Raw genomic sequence first — 14,746 nt, 5'->3', positions numbered from 1 at the left:
ACCGCGTGCCACGATGGGGGAATGGACGCCGTAACGTCTGCACCCGAACCGGTCAACGAGCCGGTGCACACCTACGCTCCAGGTAGCGCCGAACGCGCGAGCCTCCAGCAGCGCATCGCGGAACTCGAGGGCGTCACCCACGAACTCACCATGACCATCGGTGGTCGGCAGCGGATGGCCGGCGGTGACCGAGTCGACGTCGTTCAGCCGCACGACCACCGGCACGTGCTCGGCGTGACGGCGCAGGCGACCAACTCCGACGTCGCGGAGGCCATGCGAGCCGCCCAGCACGCCGCCCCCGGCTGGCAGGAGCTGCCGTTCGACGAACGCGCCGCGGTGCTGCTGCGGGCGGCCGACCTGCTCGCCGGGCCGTGGCGCGACACCCTGAACGCCGCCACGATCCTCGGGCAGTCGAAGTCCGTGCAGCAGGCCGAGATCGACTCAGCGTGCGAGCTGATCGACTTCCTGCGCTTCAACGTCCACTTCGGCCGCCGGATCCTCGCCGAGCAGCCGGTCAGCAGCCCCGGCGTGTGGAACCGGATGGACCACCGCCCGCTCGACGGCTTCGTCGTGGCGATCACGCCGTTCAACTTCACCGCCATCGCCGGCAACCTGCCGCTCGCGCCCGCCCTGATGGGCAACACCGTGCTGTGGAAGCCGTCCCCGACGCAGCAGCTCGCCGCGCACTTCACCATGCGGTTGCTGGAGGAGGCCGGTCTGCCGCCGGGCGTGATCAACCTCGTCACCGGTGACGGCCGCGCGGTGAGCGAGGTGGCTTTGCGGGACAGGTTCTTCGCGGGCCTGCACTTCACCGGTTCCACGCGCACGTTCAAGGCGCTGTGGCAGACCATGGCGGCCAACCTCGACCACTACCGCGCCTACCCGCGCGTGGTCGGCGAGACCGGCGGCAAGGACTTCGTGCTGGCGCACGCCTCCGCCGATCCGCAGGCGCTCGTCACCGGCCTGGTCCGCGGTGCTTTCGAGTACCAGGGCCAGAAGTGCAGCGCGGCGTCACGCGCCTACGTCGCGCGTTCGCTGTGGGAGAGCGAGGTGCGTGAACGGCTGCTCGACGTCACGAAGTCCTTGTCCTACGGCGATGTCACGGACCTGTCGGCGTTCGGTGGCGCGGTGATCGACCACCGCGCGTTCGCCAAGCACGAGGACGCGCTGCTGATGGCGTCCGCGTCCACCTCGGTGGAGGTGCTGGCGGGCGGCACGTGCGACGACTCGGTGGGCTACTTCGTCGACCCGACCGTGCTGCTCGGCACCGACCCGCACCACGACATCTTCACGACGGAGTACTTCGGGCCCATCCTCGCCGTGCACGTCTACGAGGACGCGGACTTCCCGGACATCATGCAGACCATCGACAGCTCCACGCCGTACGCGCTGACCGGCGCCGTCTTCGCACGCGATCGTGAAGCCGTTGCGCAGGCGCACAAGGCGTTGCGGTTCGCGGCGGGCAACTTCTACGTCAACGACAAGCCGACCGGCGCGGTCGTCGGCCAGCAGCCGTTCGGCGGCTCGCGCGGTTCCGGCACCAACGACAAGGCGGGCTCGATCTACAACCTGCAACGGTGGACGAGCCCACGCGCCATCAAGGAAACGCTGGTGCCGCCGACGGACCACACCTATCCGCACATGGGTTAGCGGGGTTTCCAGCCGGTCGCTTCGGTCAGCTTCGTGCTCACCACCCGTTGCGACCGGCCGAACACCTCGAAGGAGGCCGCCAGCCTGCTCGTGAACCTCGGCAGCCGGGTGATCCCCAGCTCTCGTTTGAGGATCGGCGAACCGACGTTGTAGATGCCGGGAGGCGCGTGCAGCACCGCGACGGCAGCGGCCGCCGCGTCGCCGGGGTGTACGACCGACATCCACCCGTCGCCCACGAGCACCGGCGGTGCCTGCGCCGCGCCGCCCATCAGCAGCCCGATCCGCAGGAACACCCCGCCGGGGTGCCTGAGCACGTTCTCCTGCGCCACGACCGAACTGGCGATGTGCCCGACCGGCTCGATCGGTGCGTTCTCGTCCAGCTCGCGGTCGCCGCCGTCCGCGTAGACGAACGAGATGCCCTCCTGCACGATCCGCTCGACGCGCGCGCGTTGGGCCGCCTCCACCAGCGCGGCGCTGCCCTCGGTGCGGATGCGGTCGTTGTCCGCCCAGGCGCTCGCGAAGACCGCCTTCGCGCTGAGCGGGATGCGGGTGGCGAGGTTGATGACGGCGTCGTGGCCCGTCAGCGCCTTCGTGAGTTGCTCGACGTCGAACAACGAGGTGGTGCGCCGGTCCAGCACCCCGACCTCGTGTCCGGCGGTCTGCAACAGCGGCACCGCTTCCCGTCCGAGCACACCCGTCGCACCGATCACGAATACCTTCATGACAGGTGGACGAGACAGCGCGTCAGGACGTGACAACCAGCTTCTCGAACGCCCGGCGGGCCTTGCCCTGCGAGATCCCGGCGACCTGGTCCAGGTTGCCGTTCTGCAGGTGGGCGATCACCTTGTACGACTCCGTCGCGTTGACCGCCACGAGGGTGGTGCACTCCACCACGCCGGAGCCGGTGGCACAGGACGTCGCTGCCGAATGTCCGTCGCCGATGAGCATCTCCGTGGACTTGTCCGGGCGCGCGTAGGCGTCCGTGAACACCACCACGACGATCAGGTCCGCGTCAGTGCCGCTGCCCTCCCGGAAGGCGCAGGACCGCGGGATGTCCGGGTAGGGCTGCGGAGGGATGTTCAGCGGTGTGTCGAAGTCCGCGGCGGTGAGCAGCCCGCACGGGTCGGCGACGAGCTTGCGAGGCGTGTCGATCCGTGGCGAGGTCGTGGTGACCGTCGTCGTTGTGGTCGTGGTCGTCGTGCTCGACGGCGTGATCGCAACCGGTGCGGCGGTGCAGCCAGCGAGCAGCAGGAGGAACGGCAGCAGACGCTTCACTTCGGCAGTCTCTCCAGTGCTTTCGACGCCAGTCCCTGTGTGACCTGGCCCACGGCGTTGACGTCGGGGCTGCGCTGTACCACCTTCAGCCCGATGACCTGGCCATCTCGTACTTCCACCACGGCGTCGCACGTCACGACACCGGACGTGTCCGTGCAGCGGCGTGTCATCGGGTGGTCGTTGACCACCGCGCCGTAGCCGCCGTCGGACTGCAACGACTGTGACGCGTCCGCGAACTTCTCCGGCCGCAGGGTCAGGCGGACGGTCAGCGAGTCGAACGTGAAGTCGCACGCCCGCGAGCTCTTGGCCGTGCCGCTGAGGTCGCCCGCATCGCCGGACTTCAGCAGCGCGCAGGCGTCGGTGTCCTCGAACTTCGGGGGAGAAGGCTCGGTGGTGCACGCCGTCACCAGCGCGGCAGCGCACAGGACAACTTCAATCCGCATGTTCGTCCAGTCCCGCACGTGACGCCAGCAGCCGCCGCAACGACGCCAGCCGGCCGGGCGCGTCCGGCACCAGCTCGTCGAGCATGCAGCCGGGGTCCTCCGGCGCGCCGAGGTGGCCGCAGCCGGGTGGGCACTCCTCCGCGGCCTCGGCGAAGTCCGGGAACGCCTTCACGATGTCGTCCGGCGTGATGTGCGCGAGGCCGAACGAGCGGATGCCCGGCGTGTCCACCACCCAGCCGCCGTCGGGCAGCCGCAGCGCCACGGCCTGGGTGGACGTGTGCCTGCCCTTGCCGACGCCGGAGACCACGCCCACCGCGCGGTTCGCGTCCGGCACCAGCCGGTTGACCAGCGTGGACTTGCCGACGCCGGAATGGCCGATGAGGCACGACACCGTGTCGGACAAACGCGCGCGCAGCTCGGCCGGTTCCTCGTCGAACCGCGTCACGATCACCGGCACGTCGAGCTCGGTGTAGAGCGCCAGCAGCGAGTCCGCGGACGCGAGGTCCGACTTCGTCAGGCACAGCACCGGTTCCAGGCCGCCCGCGTACGCGGCGACCAGGCACCGGTCGATGAAACCCGTGCGCGGCGGGGGATCCGCCAGCGCGACCACCATGATCAGCTGGGAGGCGTTGGCGACGACGACGCGTTCGAACGGGTCGGTGTCGTCCGCGGTCCGGCGCAGCACCGAGGTCCGCTCCTCGACGCGCACGATGCGGGCGAGCGTGTCCGGCTGGCCCGACGTGTCACCGACGATGCCGACCTGGTCGCCCACCACCACGGGCGTGCGGCCGAGTTCGCGCGCACGCATCGCGGTGACGACGACACCGGAGTCCAGCGCGCACGTCCAGCGGCCGCGGTCCACGCCGATCACCATCGCGCTCTCGGCGTCGGCGTGTTCCGGTCGCCTCTTGCTGCGCGGCCGCGTCCCCTTGCCGGGGCGCACGCGCACGTCGGACTCGTCGAGCTTGCGCCAGTCCCGCTTGCTCACGTCAACGCGCCCCCGCGAGCATGGCGTTCCACATGCCTGGGAAGTCGGGGATCGTCTTGGTGGTCGACCCGATGTCGTCCACCGAGACGCCGGGCACCACCAGCCCGATGATCGCGCCCGCGGTCGCCATCCGGTGGTCCGCGTAGGCCTTCCACCCGCCGCCGTGCAGCGGCGCGGGGTTGATGATCAGGCCGTCCTCGGTCTCGGAGGCGTTGCCGCCCAACGCGTTGATCTCGTTCACGAGCGCCGCGATCCGGTCCGTCTCGTGGCCGCGGATGTGCGCGACACCGCGGATGATCGTCTGGCCCTCCGCCAGCGCCGCCAGCGCGGCGATGGTCGGGGTCAGCTCGCTCTCGTCGTGCAGGTCGATGTCCAAACCGGACAGCTTCGCCGGTCCGCGCACGGTCAGCCCCTTCTCCGACAGCTCGACCTCGCACCCCATCTGGGTCAGGACGCCGCCGATCGCGTCGCCGGGCTGGGTGGTGCTGGTCGGCCACAACGGGATCGTCACCTCGCCGCCGGTCACCGCGGCCGCCGCCAGGAACACCGTCGCGTTCGACAGGTCCGGCTCCACGGTCCACGTGCGCGCGGCGATGGGGCCCGGCTCGACGTGCCAGACGTTCGCGCCGGTCTCCACCCGGACACCGACCGACCGCAGCGTCTCGACCGTCATGTCGATGTGCGGCAACGAGGGCACGGGCTTGCCGTCGTGCCGCACAGTCACGCCCTTGTCGTAGCGGGCGGCGGACAGCAGCAGGCCGGACACGAACTGCGACGAGCCCGACGCGTCGATCGTCACCTCACCACCGGGCAGCGATCCGGTGCCGCGCAACGTGAACGGCAGCGCGTCGCCCTCGACGTCCGCGCCGAGCGAGCGCAACGCGCCCAGCACCGTGCCCATCGGCCGCGTGCGCGCGTGCGGGTCGCCGTCGAACCGGATCTCGCCCTCGGCCACCGCGGCGGCGGGCGGCAGGAACCGCATGACCGTGCCCGCGAGACCGCAGTCGATCTCGGCCGGTCCGCGCAGCGCGGCGGGCGTCACGTCCCAGCCGCCGTCCTCGCGGTCGGCGAACCCGACCCCGAGCGAGGAGAGCCCGGCGGCCATCAACACGGTGTCCCGGCTGCGCAACGGCGCGTGCACGGTGGACGGCCCGTCGGCCAGTGCCGCGAGGACCAGAACGCGGTTCGTGATCGACTTCGAGCCGGGCACCGGCACGGTCGCGTGGACTGGGCCTGCTGCGCTGGGGGCTGACCAGTGCTGAGTCATGCCGCAATGATCCCGCATCGACACTGGGGCGGCTCGCACAGGTGTTCCCGACGTGCGACGATGACGACTTCGGAGGTGATCGGTTTTGTGCGGTAGGTACGCCTCCACCAAGGACCCGGCGCTGCTGGCGGCCGAGTTCGACGCGGTGGACGGAACCGGCGACGAGGCGCCGGGCGCCGACTACAACATCGCTCCCACCAAGCACGTCCTGGCGGTGGTCGAGCGCAAACCGGAGGACGAGGAGCTGGAACGCAGCATCCGCGTCATGCGCTGGGGGCTCGTCCCGCACTGGGCCAAGGACCTCTCCGGCGCGGCCAAGATGATCAACGCGCGGGCCGAGAGCGTGCTGGAGAAGCCCGCCTACAAGCAGTCCGCGATGAAGCGCCGCTGCATCCTGCCCGCCGACGGTTGGTACGAATGGCAGCCGGGCGAGGGGCGCAAACAGCCGTACTTCATGACCCTCGGCGACGGCGCTTCGCTGGCGATGGCGGGTATCTGGTCGGTGTGGTGGAAGGACGACGTTCCGACCGTCACGTGCGCGGTGCTCACCACGGAGGCCATCGGCGCGATGACCGAGGTGCACCACCGCATGCCGTTGCTGCTGCCTCAGGACCGTTGGTCGGCGTGGCTCGACCCGACGTCGCTGGACCCGTCGGAGCTGCTGACCCCGGACCCCTCGATCATCGACGCACTGGAGCTGCGTCCGGTGTCGACGGCGGTGAACAGCGTGAAGAACAACAACCCGTCCCTGATGGACCGCGTTTCCCTCGACGAAGAAGAGAAGCCCTCCTCCACGTTGTCCGAGCTGTCGTGACGACGCTGTTGGTGGACACGCCGCACGGCCCCGCGAGGGCCTCGCTGCACTGTGCCCACGAACCGCGGGCCGCCCTGCTGCTGGGGCACGGCGCCGGTGGCGGCGTCGAGGCCCCGGACCTGGTGGCCGCGTGCCACGCCGCGAACGCCGTGGGTGTGCACGTGGCCCTGGTCGAACAGCCCTACCGCGTGGCGGGCCGTCGTGCGCCCGCGCCGGCCAAGCAGCTCGACACCGCCTGGTTGTCCGTCGTCGAGGATCTCGGCGAACGCTGGTTCGACGGCCTGCCCCTGGTGTTCGGGGGCCGGTCGTCGGGCGCGCGGGTGGCCTGCCGCACGTCGGTCGAGGGCCAGGCCGTCGCGGTGCTGTGCCTCGCGTTCCCCGTGCACCCGCCGGGCAAGCCGGAGAAGTCCCGCTTGGCCGAGCTGGACGCCGTCGAGGTGGCGACCCTGGTGGTGCAGGGCGAGAACGACCCGTTCGGCCGGCCGCCGTCCGGTCACCACCGGGAAGTGGTGCTGCTGAACGGTGACCACTCGCTGAAGGCGTCCGTCGCGGACGTGGGCCGGTTCGTCGGCGAGTGGCTGGACCGCGTGCTGAGGCCGTTGGACTAACGCGCCATCCGGGTCCACGTGTGCCGACGGCCCCTGATGGCCACCGAGTAGGCGTAGAGCAGCTCGGGGTCGCCCATGCCCGGCAGGAAGCAGTCGCCGATGTGGTGCGCGTCGACCCCGATCTCCTTGGCGGTCAGAGCCAGGTGCGGCACCACGTTGGTGTGCGAGCCCTCCTGTGACGTGCCGATCGCGCCCATGACCACGGCACCCCTCTCGTGGACGGCGGCGACGGCTTCGGCCGCGGCTTCTCTGGTGACGCCGGGCAGCGTGCCGGGAATCGGCAGGATCACGCCGTCCGCGCCCGCGTCGACGAGGTTCACGAGCTTCTGCGCGGTGATCGGCTCCGGACGACCGGCGTGGTGCATCTTGCCGGCCCACAGCGCGGCATCGCTCTTGATCAGCTCGGTGGCGCGGGCCATGCCGTCCAACGAGCCGTCCGTGCTCGGGTTGGCGGTCAGCACGATCAGCGCGGCGCCCGCGTCCGCGAGCCTGGCGGCGTTGTCCTTCGTCGCCCTGCGCAGGTCCGGGACGGTGCCGGGCTCCAGGTTGACGCCGATCGGCCGCCCGATCTTCGCGGCCAGGGCGGTCAGGCTCGGCAGCTCGCCGAGACCGGGGAAGCGGAACGTCGTGCCGTCCCAGACCCGGTCGATCATGTTCAGCACGATGACGTCGGCGCCGAACGCGGCCATCAGCTCGGCGTTGTGCACGCCGGTCCGGCCGTCGAACGACAGCGCCGCGCGGTCCGCGAAGACCTCCGCCACCATCGTTCGGCCTTCCGAGGCGGCCACGGCCTGCGTGAGCTCAGGCCCCCGGAGCGCGGCCAGCCCGGTGCGGTCGAGGTCGAGGATGCGCACGTCTGCCTCCACTGTGGTCTAGACCATGTGGTGGCACTCTACGACTTCGGCTGGGATCACGCCCATGAGCGACTTCGACGAGCAGGGCCGCCCGGAACCGCCGGTGGACGGCGACGAGCTCGCCACCCTGGTCGGCTTCCTGGAGTTCCACCGCGCCACCCTCGCGTGGAAGACCGACGGCCTCACGGCGGAGCAGCTGAACCAGACCACCGCGAGGTCGTCCATGACCCTCGGCGGTCTCCTCAAGCACATCTCCTACGTGGAGCAGGAGTGGTTCAACCACGTCCTGCTCGGCCGCGACCGCACCGAGCCGTGGGCGAGCGTCGACTGGCTGAGCGACATCGACTGGGACTGGCACTCGGCCGGGCAGGACTCACCGGAACAGCTGCGCGCGCTCTGGCGGTCCAGCGTCGAGCAGTCCCGGCGGGACCTGGCCGAGGCGCTCGAAAGCGGTGATCTCGGTCAGCTCGCCAGGCGGCCGCCGTGGAGGGACGGCCGCACGCCGACGCTGCGGTGGATCCTCACCCACATGATCGAGGAATACTCGCGGCACAACGGCCACGCGGATCTCATCAGAGAAGCGATCGACGGTCAGGTCGGCGAATAGAGCGCGTTCCTCCGAACGGTCGAGGGGTCGGCCGAAAGTACGAAAACGATTCTTCGTGCAACCCGGTGGATCTCCGAGGCGTCCACGGATCTGTAAGGCGAATACGCCAACTGAGACGAATTCGGGGATTGACACGTGAGTAACTTCCGCACGATCGCGACCGTTGCCGCCCTGACCGGTGCAGCCGCTTTGGCCGTGGTGGCGACCTCTGTCGCTCAGGCCTCCGGCACGTCGGCGGCGGCCCCGTGGTGCACCGCCGGCGACCTGGCGATCGGTGTCTACGACATGCCCTCTCCGACGGTCAAGAGCAAGGCGCACCAGATCAAGTTCGTGTCCGCGGAAGGCGCTTCCTGCACGATCGGGGGCTCCCTGAGCAACGTGCGCTTCCTGGACGGCCAGGGCAAGGACATCCACGCCTCCCAGAACGGCGGCCAGCCTCCGTACACCGAGACGCTGGTCAACGAGGACCGCTCTGCCGTCGTCTACGTGGCGTCGGACAGCGCGGGGCCGCAGCTCGCCCCCGCGTTCGTCCGCTTCAACCTGCCCGGCCAGGGCAAGCTCGGCGAGCTGGTCACCGTCCCGTGGCCGAAGTCCGGCATCGGCGCGAACGTCCGGATGGGCGGCGTGACGGCGCCGGTTTCCTAAGCACTGATCCGGGCGACCACCGCATTGGTGAGCCGCACCAGGTCGGCAGGCGTGATCTCGACTTCGAGACCACGCCTGCCCGCGCTGCAGAAAACAGTTTCGAAATTCGACACCGACTCGTCGAGCACGACCGGCAACCGCTTCTTCTGCCCGAGCGGAGAAATTCCACCGGCGACATAACCCGTCGCGCGTTCCGCGTCCGCGACGACGGCCATCTTCGCCTTCTTGCCCTTCAACGCGGCGGCGAGACCCTTCAGGTCGAGCTGCGACGTCACCGGCACGACGCCGACCGCGAGCCTGCCGTCCACCTCGGCGACCAAAGTCTTGAACACGCGCTCCGGCACCAGCCCGAGCGCCTCCGCCGCCTCCAGCCCGTAGGACTCGTGGCGGGGGTCGTGCTCGTACGAGTGCAAGGTGTGCGCCACCCGCTGCTTGTCCAGCAGCGCTGTGGCGGGCGTCCCACGTCCGGCCATGCGGAATTACTACCAGCACCTCCGTTGTTACGAGGGACGTGGTGACGAACATGCTCGAGCGGCCCCGCGTAGAGTCGGACCCGACCCAGAACCTGTGGGAAGGGAGCGCGGTGCCCGCCACCGGCACGACGGAGACGACGGCGGAGCGAGCCGCGCGGTTCGAGCGCGACGCCATGCCGATGCTCGACCAGCTCTACTCGGCGGCCCTGCGCATGACGCGCAACCCGGCTGATGCCGAGGACCTGGTGCAGGAGACGTTCCTCAAGGCCTACTCCGCGTTCGAGTCCTTCTCGGAGGGCACGAACCTCAAGGCGTGGCTGTACCGGATCCTCACCAACACCTACATCAACGGCTACCGCAAGAAGCAGCGCCAGCCGATCCAGCAGCCGACCGACGAGATCACTGACTGGCAGCTGGCACAGGCGGAGAGCCACACCTCGACCGGGCTGCGCAGCGCAGAGGTCGAGGCACTCGACAACCTGCCCGACAGCGACGTCAAGGAAGCATTGCAGCGGTTGCCGGAGGAGTTCCGGATCGCGGTCTACCTCGCCGATGTCGAAGGCTTCGCGTACAAGGAGATCGCAGACATCATGGGCACCCCGATCGGCACGGTGATGTCCCGGTTGCACCGGGGCCGTCGCCAGCTCCGCGACATGCTGGCGGACGTCGCGCGTGAGCGTGGATTCCTCCGAAGCGGCAACGGAGACGCGTCATGAACTGCGGCGAACCTCACGACACGGACTGCTCAGAGGTGCTGTCCGAGGTCTGGCTGTTCCTCGACCGGGAGTGCGACCAGGAGCGCCGCGCGGCGCTGCAGACGCACCTCGACGAGTGCCATCCCTGCCTGGAGCAGTTCGGGCTGGAGGAGCACCTCAAGGCGCTGCTCGCGCGCAAGTGCGGCGGGGACCTCGCCCCGTCCGAGCTGAAGGCGCGCATCCGCGCCACGATCGTGGAGATCCGCACCGAGGGCTGAGGCCTTCGCGGCAGAACAAAAGGCCCTGGTCACGCTTGTGACCAGGGCCTTTCGCAGCACTCAGGCGTTGGGGCGCTTCCCGTGGTTCGCGCCACCCTTCTTGCGGTCGCGGCGCTTGCGGGCACGCTTCGACATCGGTGTCTCCTAGGATCAGAACTTCTTCAACGAGCGTCGGCTGGACCGGCCCGCTGGGTTACCGCTTCCAATCGGCCGGGCCAGCCGACCAATCGAACACAGCTTCGCTATTTTCGCATGGAGGAGTTCTGAGCACGCTCACGGACCTGCTGGCCGAGCACACGAAGCTCTCCGGTGCCGCCGTCGACCACCTCCAGCTGGTCGTCGCCGAGTGGCAGCTCCTCTCCGACCTGTCGTTCGCGGACTTCCTCATGTACGTCCCGCTCGACGACGACAACTTCCTCTGCGTCGCCCAGGCCCGTCCCACGACGGCGCCCACGGCCCACCCGGAGGACGTGGTCGGCAGCGCGGTGGACTCCGACGAGCACCCGCAGCTGCGCAGGGCGATGGACGAGTCGCGGATCTGCCGCGAGGAGGACCCGCGCTGGCACCTGGGCGTGCCCGTGCGCCGCGAAACCATCCCGGTGCGGCTGGGGACCCAGGTCATCGCGGTGCTGAGCCGCAGCACGAACCTGGCGGTGCCGCGCGTGCCGTCGCCGTTGGAGATCTCCTACCTCGGGTCGGCGGCCGACCTGTGCCAGATGATCGCGGACGGCACGTTCCCCGCGCCCGAACCGTCCCCCGACGTGCACACCAGCCCGCGCGTCGGTGATGGCCTGATCAGGCTCGACCCGTCCGGGGCGGTGGTGTTCGCCTCGCCGAACGCGTTGTCGGCCTACCACCGCATGGGGCACGCGTCGGACCTGGTGGGCGTGCACCTGGCGCCGTTGACGCGCAGCCTCATCGGTGACCCGTTCGACGCCACCGAGGTCGCGCAACGGATGAGGCAGGCGCTCGACGGGCAGCCCTCCATGCGCATGGAGGCGGAGTCGCGGCGGGGCGCGGCGGTGCTGTTCCGCGCGTTGCCCCTCCGGCCACGCGGGCAGGCCGCGGGCGCGATCGTGCTGTGCCGGGACGTCACCGAGGTGCGCCGGCGTGACCGCGCGTTGATGTCGAAGGACGCCACGATCCGGGAAATCCACCATCGGGTGAAGAACAACCTGCAGACCGTGGCCGCGTTGCTCAGATTGCAAAGCCGCAGGCTGAGCAACCCGGAGGCCAAGGAGGCGCTGGCCGAGTCGGTCCGCCGGGTGACTTCCATCGCACTGGTGCACGAGACGTTGTCGATGTCCGTGGACGAGCGGGTCGACCTTGACGACGTGGTCGACAAGGTGATCCCGATGATGAGCGACGTGGCGGTCACCGAGACCGAGGTGAAGGTCCGCCGCGAGGGCGGGTTCGGGATCGTCCCGGCCGAGATCGCGACGCCGCTGGTGATGGTGCTGACCGAGCTCGTGCAGAACGCGTTCGAGCACGCGTACGCGCCTGGCCAGCGCGGAGAGGTCGTCGTGCACTCCGAGCGGTCCGCCAAGTGGCTCGACGTGACGATCTCCGACGACGGCAAGGGGCTTCCGCCCGGTTTCTCCCTGGAGCGGACCGATCGTCTCGGTTTGCAGATCGTTCGGACCCTCGTCGATTCCGAATTGAGGGGGTCGTTGAGCTTGCGGCGGAGGCCCCGAGGCGGTACAGAGGCGGTCCTGCGCGTACCGCTCAGAGGGCGGCGCTAAACTAACGCCGTGCACACGTGACGGCCAGCCTCAGCGGTCTCACGTGGTCATGCGGGAGGGTGTGCAAACAAAGAAGAAGCCCGACACCTGGCACGGTGTCGGGCTTCTTCTTATGTGTGGTTCTTCGCGGCTAACTGCCTGCTCAGGCGTTGCTGCGGGCCCGCGTGCGGGCGTTGCGGCGCTTGAGAGCGCGGCGCTCGTCTTCGCTCATCCCGCCCCAGACGCCGGCGTCCTGGCCGCTCTCCAGCGCCCACGCGAGGCAGTCGGAGACGACGGGGCAACGGCGGCAGACGGTCTTCGCCTCGGCGATCTGAAGCAGCGCGGGACCACTGTTCCCAACGGGGAAGAACAGCTCGGGGTCCTCGTCGCGGCAGATCGCGCGGTGGCGCCAGTCCATTGGAACTACTCCTCAGCTAGGCGCGCACAAGGGCACGCCGGTTGTCAGCGGTCGTTTTGGGGTGCTTGTGAATGCTTTCACGAACGGCTGGGATGTCAAGGGGTTAGCACTGACCCGGTGAGTGAACTCACCCAAAAGATCGACAGCGTTCACCTGGGGTTTCACGCTCTGCTGTCACTCGACTGCAGTACATCCCGGGTGAGTACCGAGACGGTCACGAACCGATCACGGACTGTCAAGTTGTAGCACGTCTGGGCGCGCAGCGCCCTGCCATCGGGGTCTGCGGGGTCGCCCCCGCAAAATCACGCCGGCCACGTCGGCTCGCGCTCTCCGCGGGCAGACCTCACCCGTGGGTGGCAACAGTCAACGCGTCGGGGACTGCTCGGAACTCCACTGCAGTCGTCCTGCCGAGGAAATCACCGTCGACCTGGAGGTTGGCGGGCTCCTCGCACTTCACTCTGACATAAGCCACGTCGTCGCGCCGAACGAGATTCCCGCCCTTTGGGTTACCGGTGGCGAGCACTTGGGCGACATAGCGCCCGACGGTCGGCACGCGCAGGGTCTTCAGCGCGGTCAGGCCCAGGCCGCCGTCGAACGACGTGCTGGGGTTGAGCTGGATCGCGCGGTCGCCGAAGTACGTCCACGGGTCGGTGTTCGACACGAACACCATGCCGACGTCGTTGAACGCCGGTTCGCCGGGAACCTCGACCGTGAAGTGCTGGGGCTTGCGCACGTTCTGCGCATACGCCCCGAACGCGACCGAGAGGTACAGGGCGGGACTCGCGTTGCGGCCCTTGGCGCGCTTCTTCTCCACGCCGGCGACGACGTCGGCGTCCAGGCCCATGCCCGCGTTGAAGGTGAACCAGCGGCCCTGGCCGCCCTCGACGACGTCCGCGAAGACCTGCCCGAGCCCGATCCGGCGCTTGGTGCCGTGCTCGATCGACTGGAGCAGGACGTGGGTGGCCTCGACGGGATCGCGCGGGATGCCGAGCGCGCCCGCGAAGACGTTGGCCGAACCGCCGGGCACGACGCCGAGCATCGGCTTGTTCGGGCGGGGGCCCGCGCGCAGGATGCCGTTGACGACCTCGTTCACCGTGCCGTCGCCACCGTGGGCGATGACCAGGTCGACCCCGTCCTCCGCCGCCTTGCTCGCGGCGTCCGCGGCGTGGCCCCGGTAGGAGGTCTGGACGATCTCCAGCTGCACGTCGCTGGCCAGCGCGTGCGCCAACACGTCACGGCCCGCAGCCGTCGTTGTAGTCGCCTGCGGGTTCACCACGAGAAGAGCGCGCACTACTGCAGAGTAAGACAGTGCGTGACCGTGAGCGGCGCGCATGTCCTCCCTCAGGGTAGCTCCTGCCTCACGAAAGTGGCGTAGATCTCCCTTCCGCTCGCACCGCGTAGGCCCGCAGGCGAGTGCACCCCGGACGACCGCCGGCTCGCTGAAGGCCCCTTGATCTTCCCCCGTCAGGTGTGCCATGTGAGACCTCCAACCGGGTGGCCTACGATCCGTGACCAGTACAGAACGTGAGGAAAGGTCTCCCGTGACCACTGGGACCCCGGCGCCGCCGCGGGCGGTGCGGACTGCCGCCGCTCTCACCTCTCTGCAGGGCCTGGGCGGCATCGCCCTGGCCGTCGCACTCGTCGTACGCGTGCTTCAGGGTGCCCCGTCCGGTGGTCCGATACTCGGTGCCGCCGGCGTGCTCGCGCTCTGGTTCGGCGGGGTGATCTTCGCGTCGGTCATGTTGTTCCGCGGCCACCACGGAGCGCGCACACCCGTGATCGTCACGCAGCTGCTGCTCCTCGGTTGCGCCTGGTACGCGTACGGACCGTCGGAGCAGCAGTTGCTGGGCTCGTTGGGCGGCATCTACTGCGCCGTTGTGCTCGTGCTGCTGTTCACCGCCGACGGGCGCAAGTGGGCGATGGGCCACGTCGAAGTGCCGGAAGGCGACAAAGCCGACTAACGGAGGGTGGTCAGGGTCACACGACAGAGTGAAGCTGTGCGTGGTTGCT

Annotated in this window: 19 protein-coding genes; 9 read left to right on the top strand and 10 right to left on the bottom strand. The window is 69.5% G+C overall.

Going from position 1 to position 14,746, the window contains the following annotated elements; all coding sequences use genetic code 11:
• Positions 1–21: 21 nt before the first annotated feature.
• Positions 22–1,650, top strand: coding sequence for an L-glutamate gamma-semialdehyde dehydrogenase (gene pruA / locus ACWEIJ_RS01040; RefSeq protein ID WP_449835171.1), 1,629 nt, complete (start codon positions 22–24; stop codon positions 1,648–1,650).
• On the opposite strand, the gene ACWEIJ_RS01035 is transcribed toward pruA, so the two are convergent.
• Genes ACWEIJ_RS01035 through aroA form a run of 5 tightly spaced genes read right to left on the bottom strand, consistent with a single transcriptional unit; the run spans position 1,647 to position 5,623 of the window.
• Positions 1,647–2,372, bottom strand: coding sequence for an NAD-dependent epimerase/dehydratase family protein (locus ACWEIJ_RS01035; protein WP_449835170.1), 726 nt, complete (start codon positions 2,370–2,372; stop codon positions 1,647–1,649). The genes pruA and ACWEIJ_RS01035 overlap by 4 nt on opposite strands.
• A gap of 22 nt (positions 2,373–2,394) precedes the next feature.
• The gene (locus ACWEIJ_RS01030) at positions 2,395–2,925 is read right to left on the bottom strand and encodes a hypothetical protein (protein WP_449835169.1); all 531 of its coding nucleotides are present in this window, start codon (positions 2,923–2,925) and stop codon (positions 2,395–2,397) included.
• Positions 2,922–3,368, bottom strand: coding sequence for a hypothetical protein (locus ACWEIJ_RS01025; protein ID WP_449835168.1), 447 nt, complete (start codon positions 3,366–3,368; stop codon positions 2,922–2,924). The genes ACWEIJ_RS01030 and ACWEIJ_RS01025 overlap by 4 nt, the downstream gene beginning before the upstream one ends.
• Positions 3,358–4,356: a ribosome small subunit-dependent GTPase A gene (gene rsgA, locus ACWEIJ_RS01020; protein ID WP_449835167.1), complete on the bottom strand. Its 999-nt coding sequence runs from the start codon at positions 4,354–4,356 to the stop codon at positions 3,358–3,360. Before rsgA ends, ACWEIJ_RS01025 begins: the two co-directional genes overlap by 11 nt.
• Before the next feature lies 1 nt (position 4,357).
• Positions 4,358–5,623, bottom strand: a complete 1,266-nt coding sequence (gene aroA / locus ACWEIJ_RS01015) for a 3-phosphoshikimate 1-carboxyvinyltransferase (RefSeq protein WP_449835166.1) — start codon at positions 5,621–5,623, stop codon at positions 4,358–4,360.
• A gap of 85 nt (positions 5,624–5,708) precedes the next feature.
• Between aroA and ACWEIJ_RS01010 the strand changes: the two genes are divergently transcribed.
• Complete coding sequence (locus ACWEIJ_RS01010) at positions 5,709–6,437, top strand: SOS response-associated peptidase (RefSeq protein WP_449835165.1); 729 nt, start codon at positions 5,709–5,711, stop codon at positions 6,435–6,437.
• Entirely contained in the window at positions 6,434–7,045 is a 612-nt protein-coding gene (locus ACWEIJ_RS01005; RefSeq protein ID WP_449835164.1) for an alpha/beta hydrolase family protein, read from the top strand. Before ACWEIJ_RS01010 ends, ACWEIJ_RS01005 begins: the two co-directional genes overlap by 4 nt.
• On the opposite strand, the gene ACWEIJ_RS01000 is transcribed toward ACWEIJ_RS01005, so the two are convergent.
• Positions 7,042–7,899, bottom strand: a complete 858-nt coding sequence (locus ACWEIJ_RS01000; protein WP_449835163.1) for a DUF7916 family protein — start codon at positions 7,897–7,899, stop codon at positions 7,042–7,044. The genes ACWEIJ_RS01005 and ACWEIJ_RS01000 overlap by 4 nt on opposite strands.
• A gap of 64 nt (positions 7,900–7,963) precedes the next feature.
• On the opposite strand from ACWEIJ_RS01000, the gene ACWEIJ_RS00995 reads away from it, so the two are divergent.
• Together ACWEIJ_RS00995 and ACWEIJ_RS00990 are read left to right on the top strand one after the other, a co-directional pair.
• Complete coding sequence (locus tag ACWEIJ_RS00995; protein WP_449835162.1) at positions 7,964–8,506, top strand: DinB family protein; 543 nt, start codon at positions 7,964–7,966, stop codon at positions 8,504–8,506.
• Positions 8,507–8,641: 135 nt separating this feature from the next.
• Complete coding sequence (locus tag ACWEIJ_RS00990; RefSeq protein ID WP_449835161.1) at positions 8,642–9,151, top strand: hypothetical protein; 510 nt, start codon at positions 8,642–8,644, stop codon at positions 9,149–9,151.
• Here ACWEIJ_RS00990 and ybaK read toward each other — a convergent pair.
• Positions 9,148–9,624: a Cys-tRNA(Pro) deacylase gene (gene ybaK / locus ACWEIJ_RS00985; protein ID WP_449835160.1), complete on the bottom strand. Its 477-nt coding sequence runs from the start codon at positions 9,622–9,624 to the stop codon at positions 9,148–9,150. The genes ACWEIJ_RS00990 and ybaK overlap by 4 nt on opposite strands.
• Before the next feature lie 50 nt (positions 9,625–9,674).
• On the opposite strand from ybaK, the gene ACWEIJ_RS00980 reads away from it, so the two are divergent.
• Positions 9,675–10,340 carry a sigma-70 family RNA polymerase sigma factor gene (locus ACWEIJ_RS00980; RefSeq protein ID WP_449835159.1) on the top strand — a complete coding sequence of 222 codons (666 nt, stop codon included), beginning with the start codon at positions 9,675–9,677 and terminating at the stop codon, positions 10,338–10,340.
• A complete protein-coding gene (gene rsrA, locus ACWEIJ_RS00975) occupies positions 10,337–10,597 on the top strand; it encodes a mycothiol system anti-sigma-R factor (protein WP_355445221.1) in 261 nt (86 codons plus the stop codon). Before ACWEIJ_RS00980 ends, rsrA begins: the two co-directional genes overlap by 4 nt.
• A gap of 60 nt (positions 10,598–10,657) precedes the next feature.
• Here rsrA and ACWEIJ_RS00970 read toward each other — a convergent pair whose 3' ends face one another.
• Positions 10,658–10,732 carry a 50S ribosomal protein bL37 gene (locus ACWEIJ_RS00970; RefSeq protein ID WP_096498094.1) on the bottom strand — a complete coding sequence of 25 codons (75 nt, stop codon included), beginning with the start codon at positions 10,730–10,732 and terminating at the stop codon, positions 10,658–10,660.
• Positions 10,733–10,860: 128 nt separating this feature from the next.
• On the opposite strand from ACWEIJ_RS00970, the gene ACWEIJ_RS00965 reads away from it, so the two are divergent.
• Entirely contained in the window at positions 10,861–12,339 is a 1,479-nt protein-coding gene (locus ACWEIJ_RS00965) for a sensor histidine kinase (RefSeq protein ID WP_449835721.1), read from the top strand.
• A 142-nt stretch (positions 12,340–12,481) separates the two neighbouring features.
• Here ACWEIJ_RS00965 and ACWEIJ_RS00960 read toward each other — a convergent pair whose 3' ends face one another.
• Together ACWEIJ_RS00960 and ACWEIJ_RS00955 are read right to left on the bottom strand one after the other, a co-directional pair.
• On the bottom strand, positions 12,482–12,736 hold the full coding sequence (locus ACWEIJ_RS00960; RefSeq protein WP_015104912.1) for a WhiB family transcriptional regulator: 255 nt from the start codon (positions 12,734–12,736) through the stop codon (positions 12,482–12,484).
• 343 nt (positions 12,737–13,079) lie between these two features.
• Positions 13,080–14,027, bottom strand: a complete 948-nt coding sequence (locus tag ACWEIJ_RS00955) for a diacylglycerol/lipid kinase family protein (protein ID WP_449835158.1) — start codon at positions 14,025–14,027, stop codon at positions 13,080–13,082.
• A 250-nt stretch (positions 14,028–14,277) separates the two neighbouring features.
• Here ACWEIJ_RS00955 and ACWEIJ_RS00950 point away from each other — a divergent pair, with 250 nt between their 5' ends.
• Complete coding sequence (locus tag ACWEIJ_RS00950; RefSeq protein WP_449835157.1) at positions 14,278–14,697, top strand: hypothetical protein; 420 nt, start codon at positions 14,278–14,280, stop codon at positions 14,695–14,697.
• Positions 14,698–14,746 lie beyond the last annotated feature (49 nt).

Source organism: Lentzea sp. NPDC004789, assembly GCF_053601075.1.
Note: the sequence above shows the minus strand (reverse complement) of the source record. Positions and strands in the feature narration are given on the sequence as shown.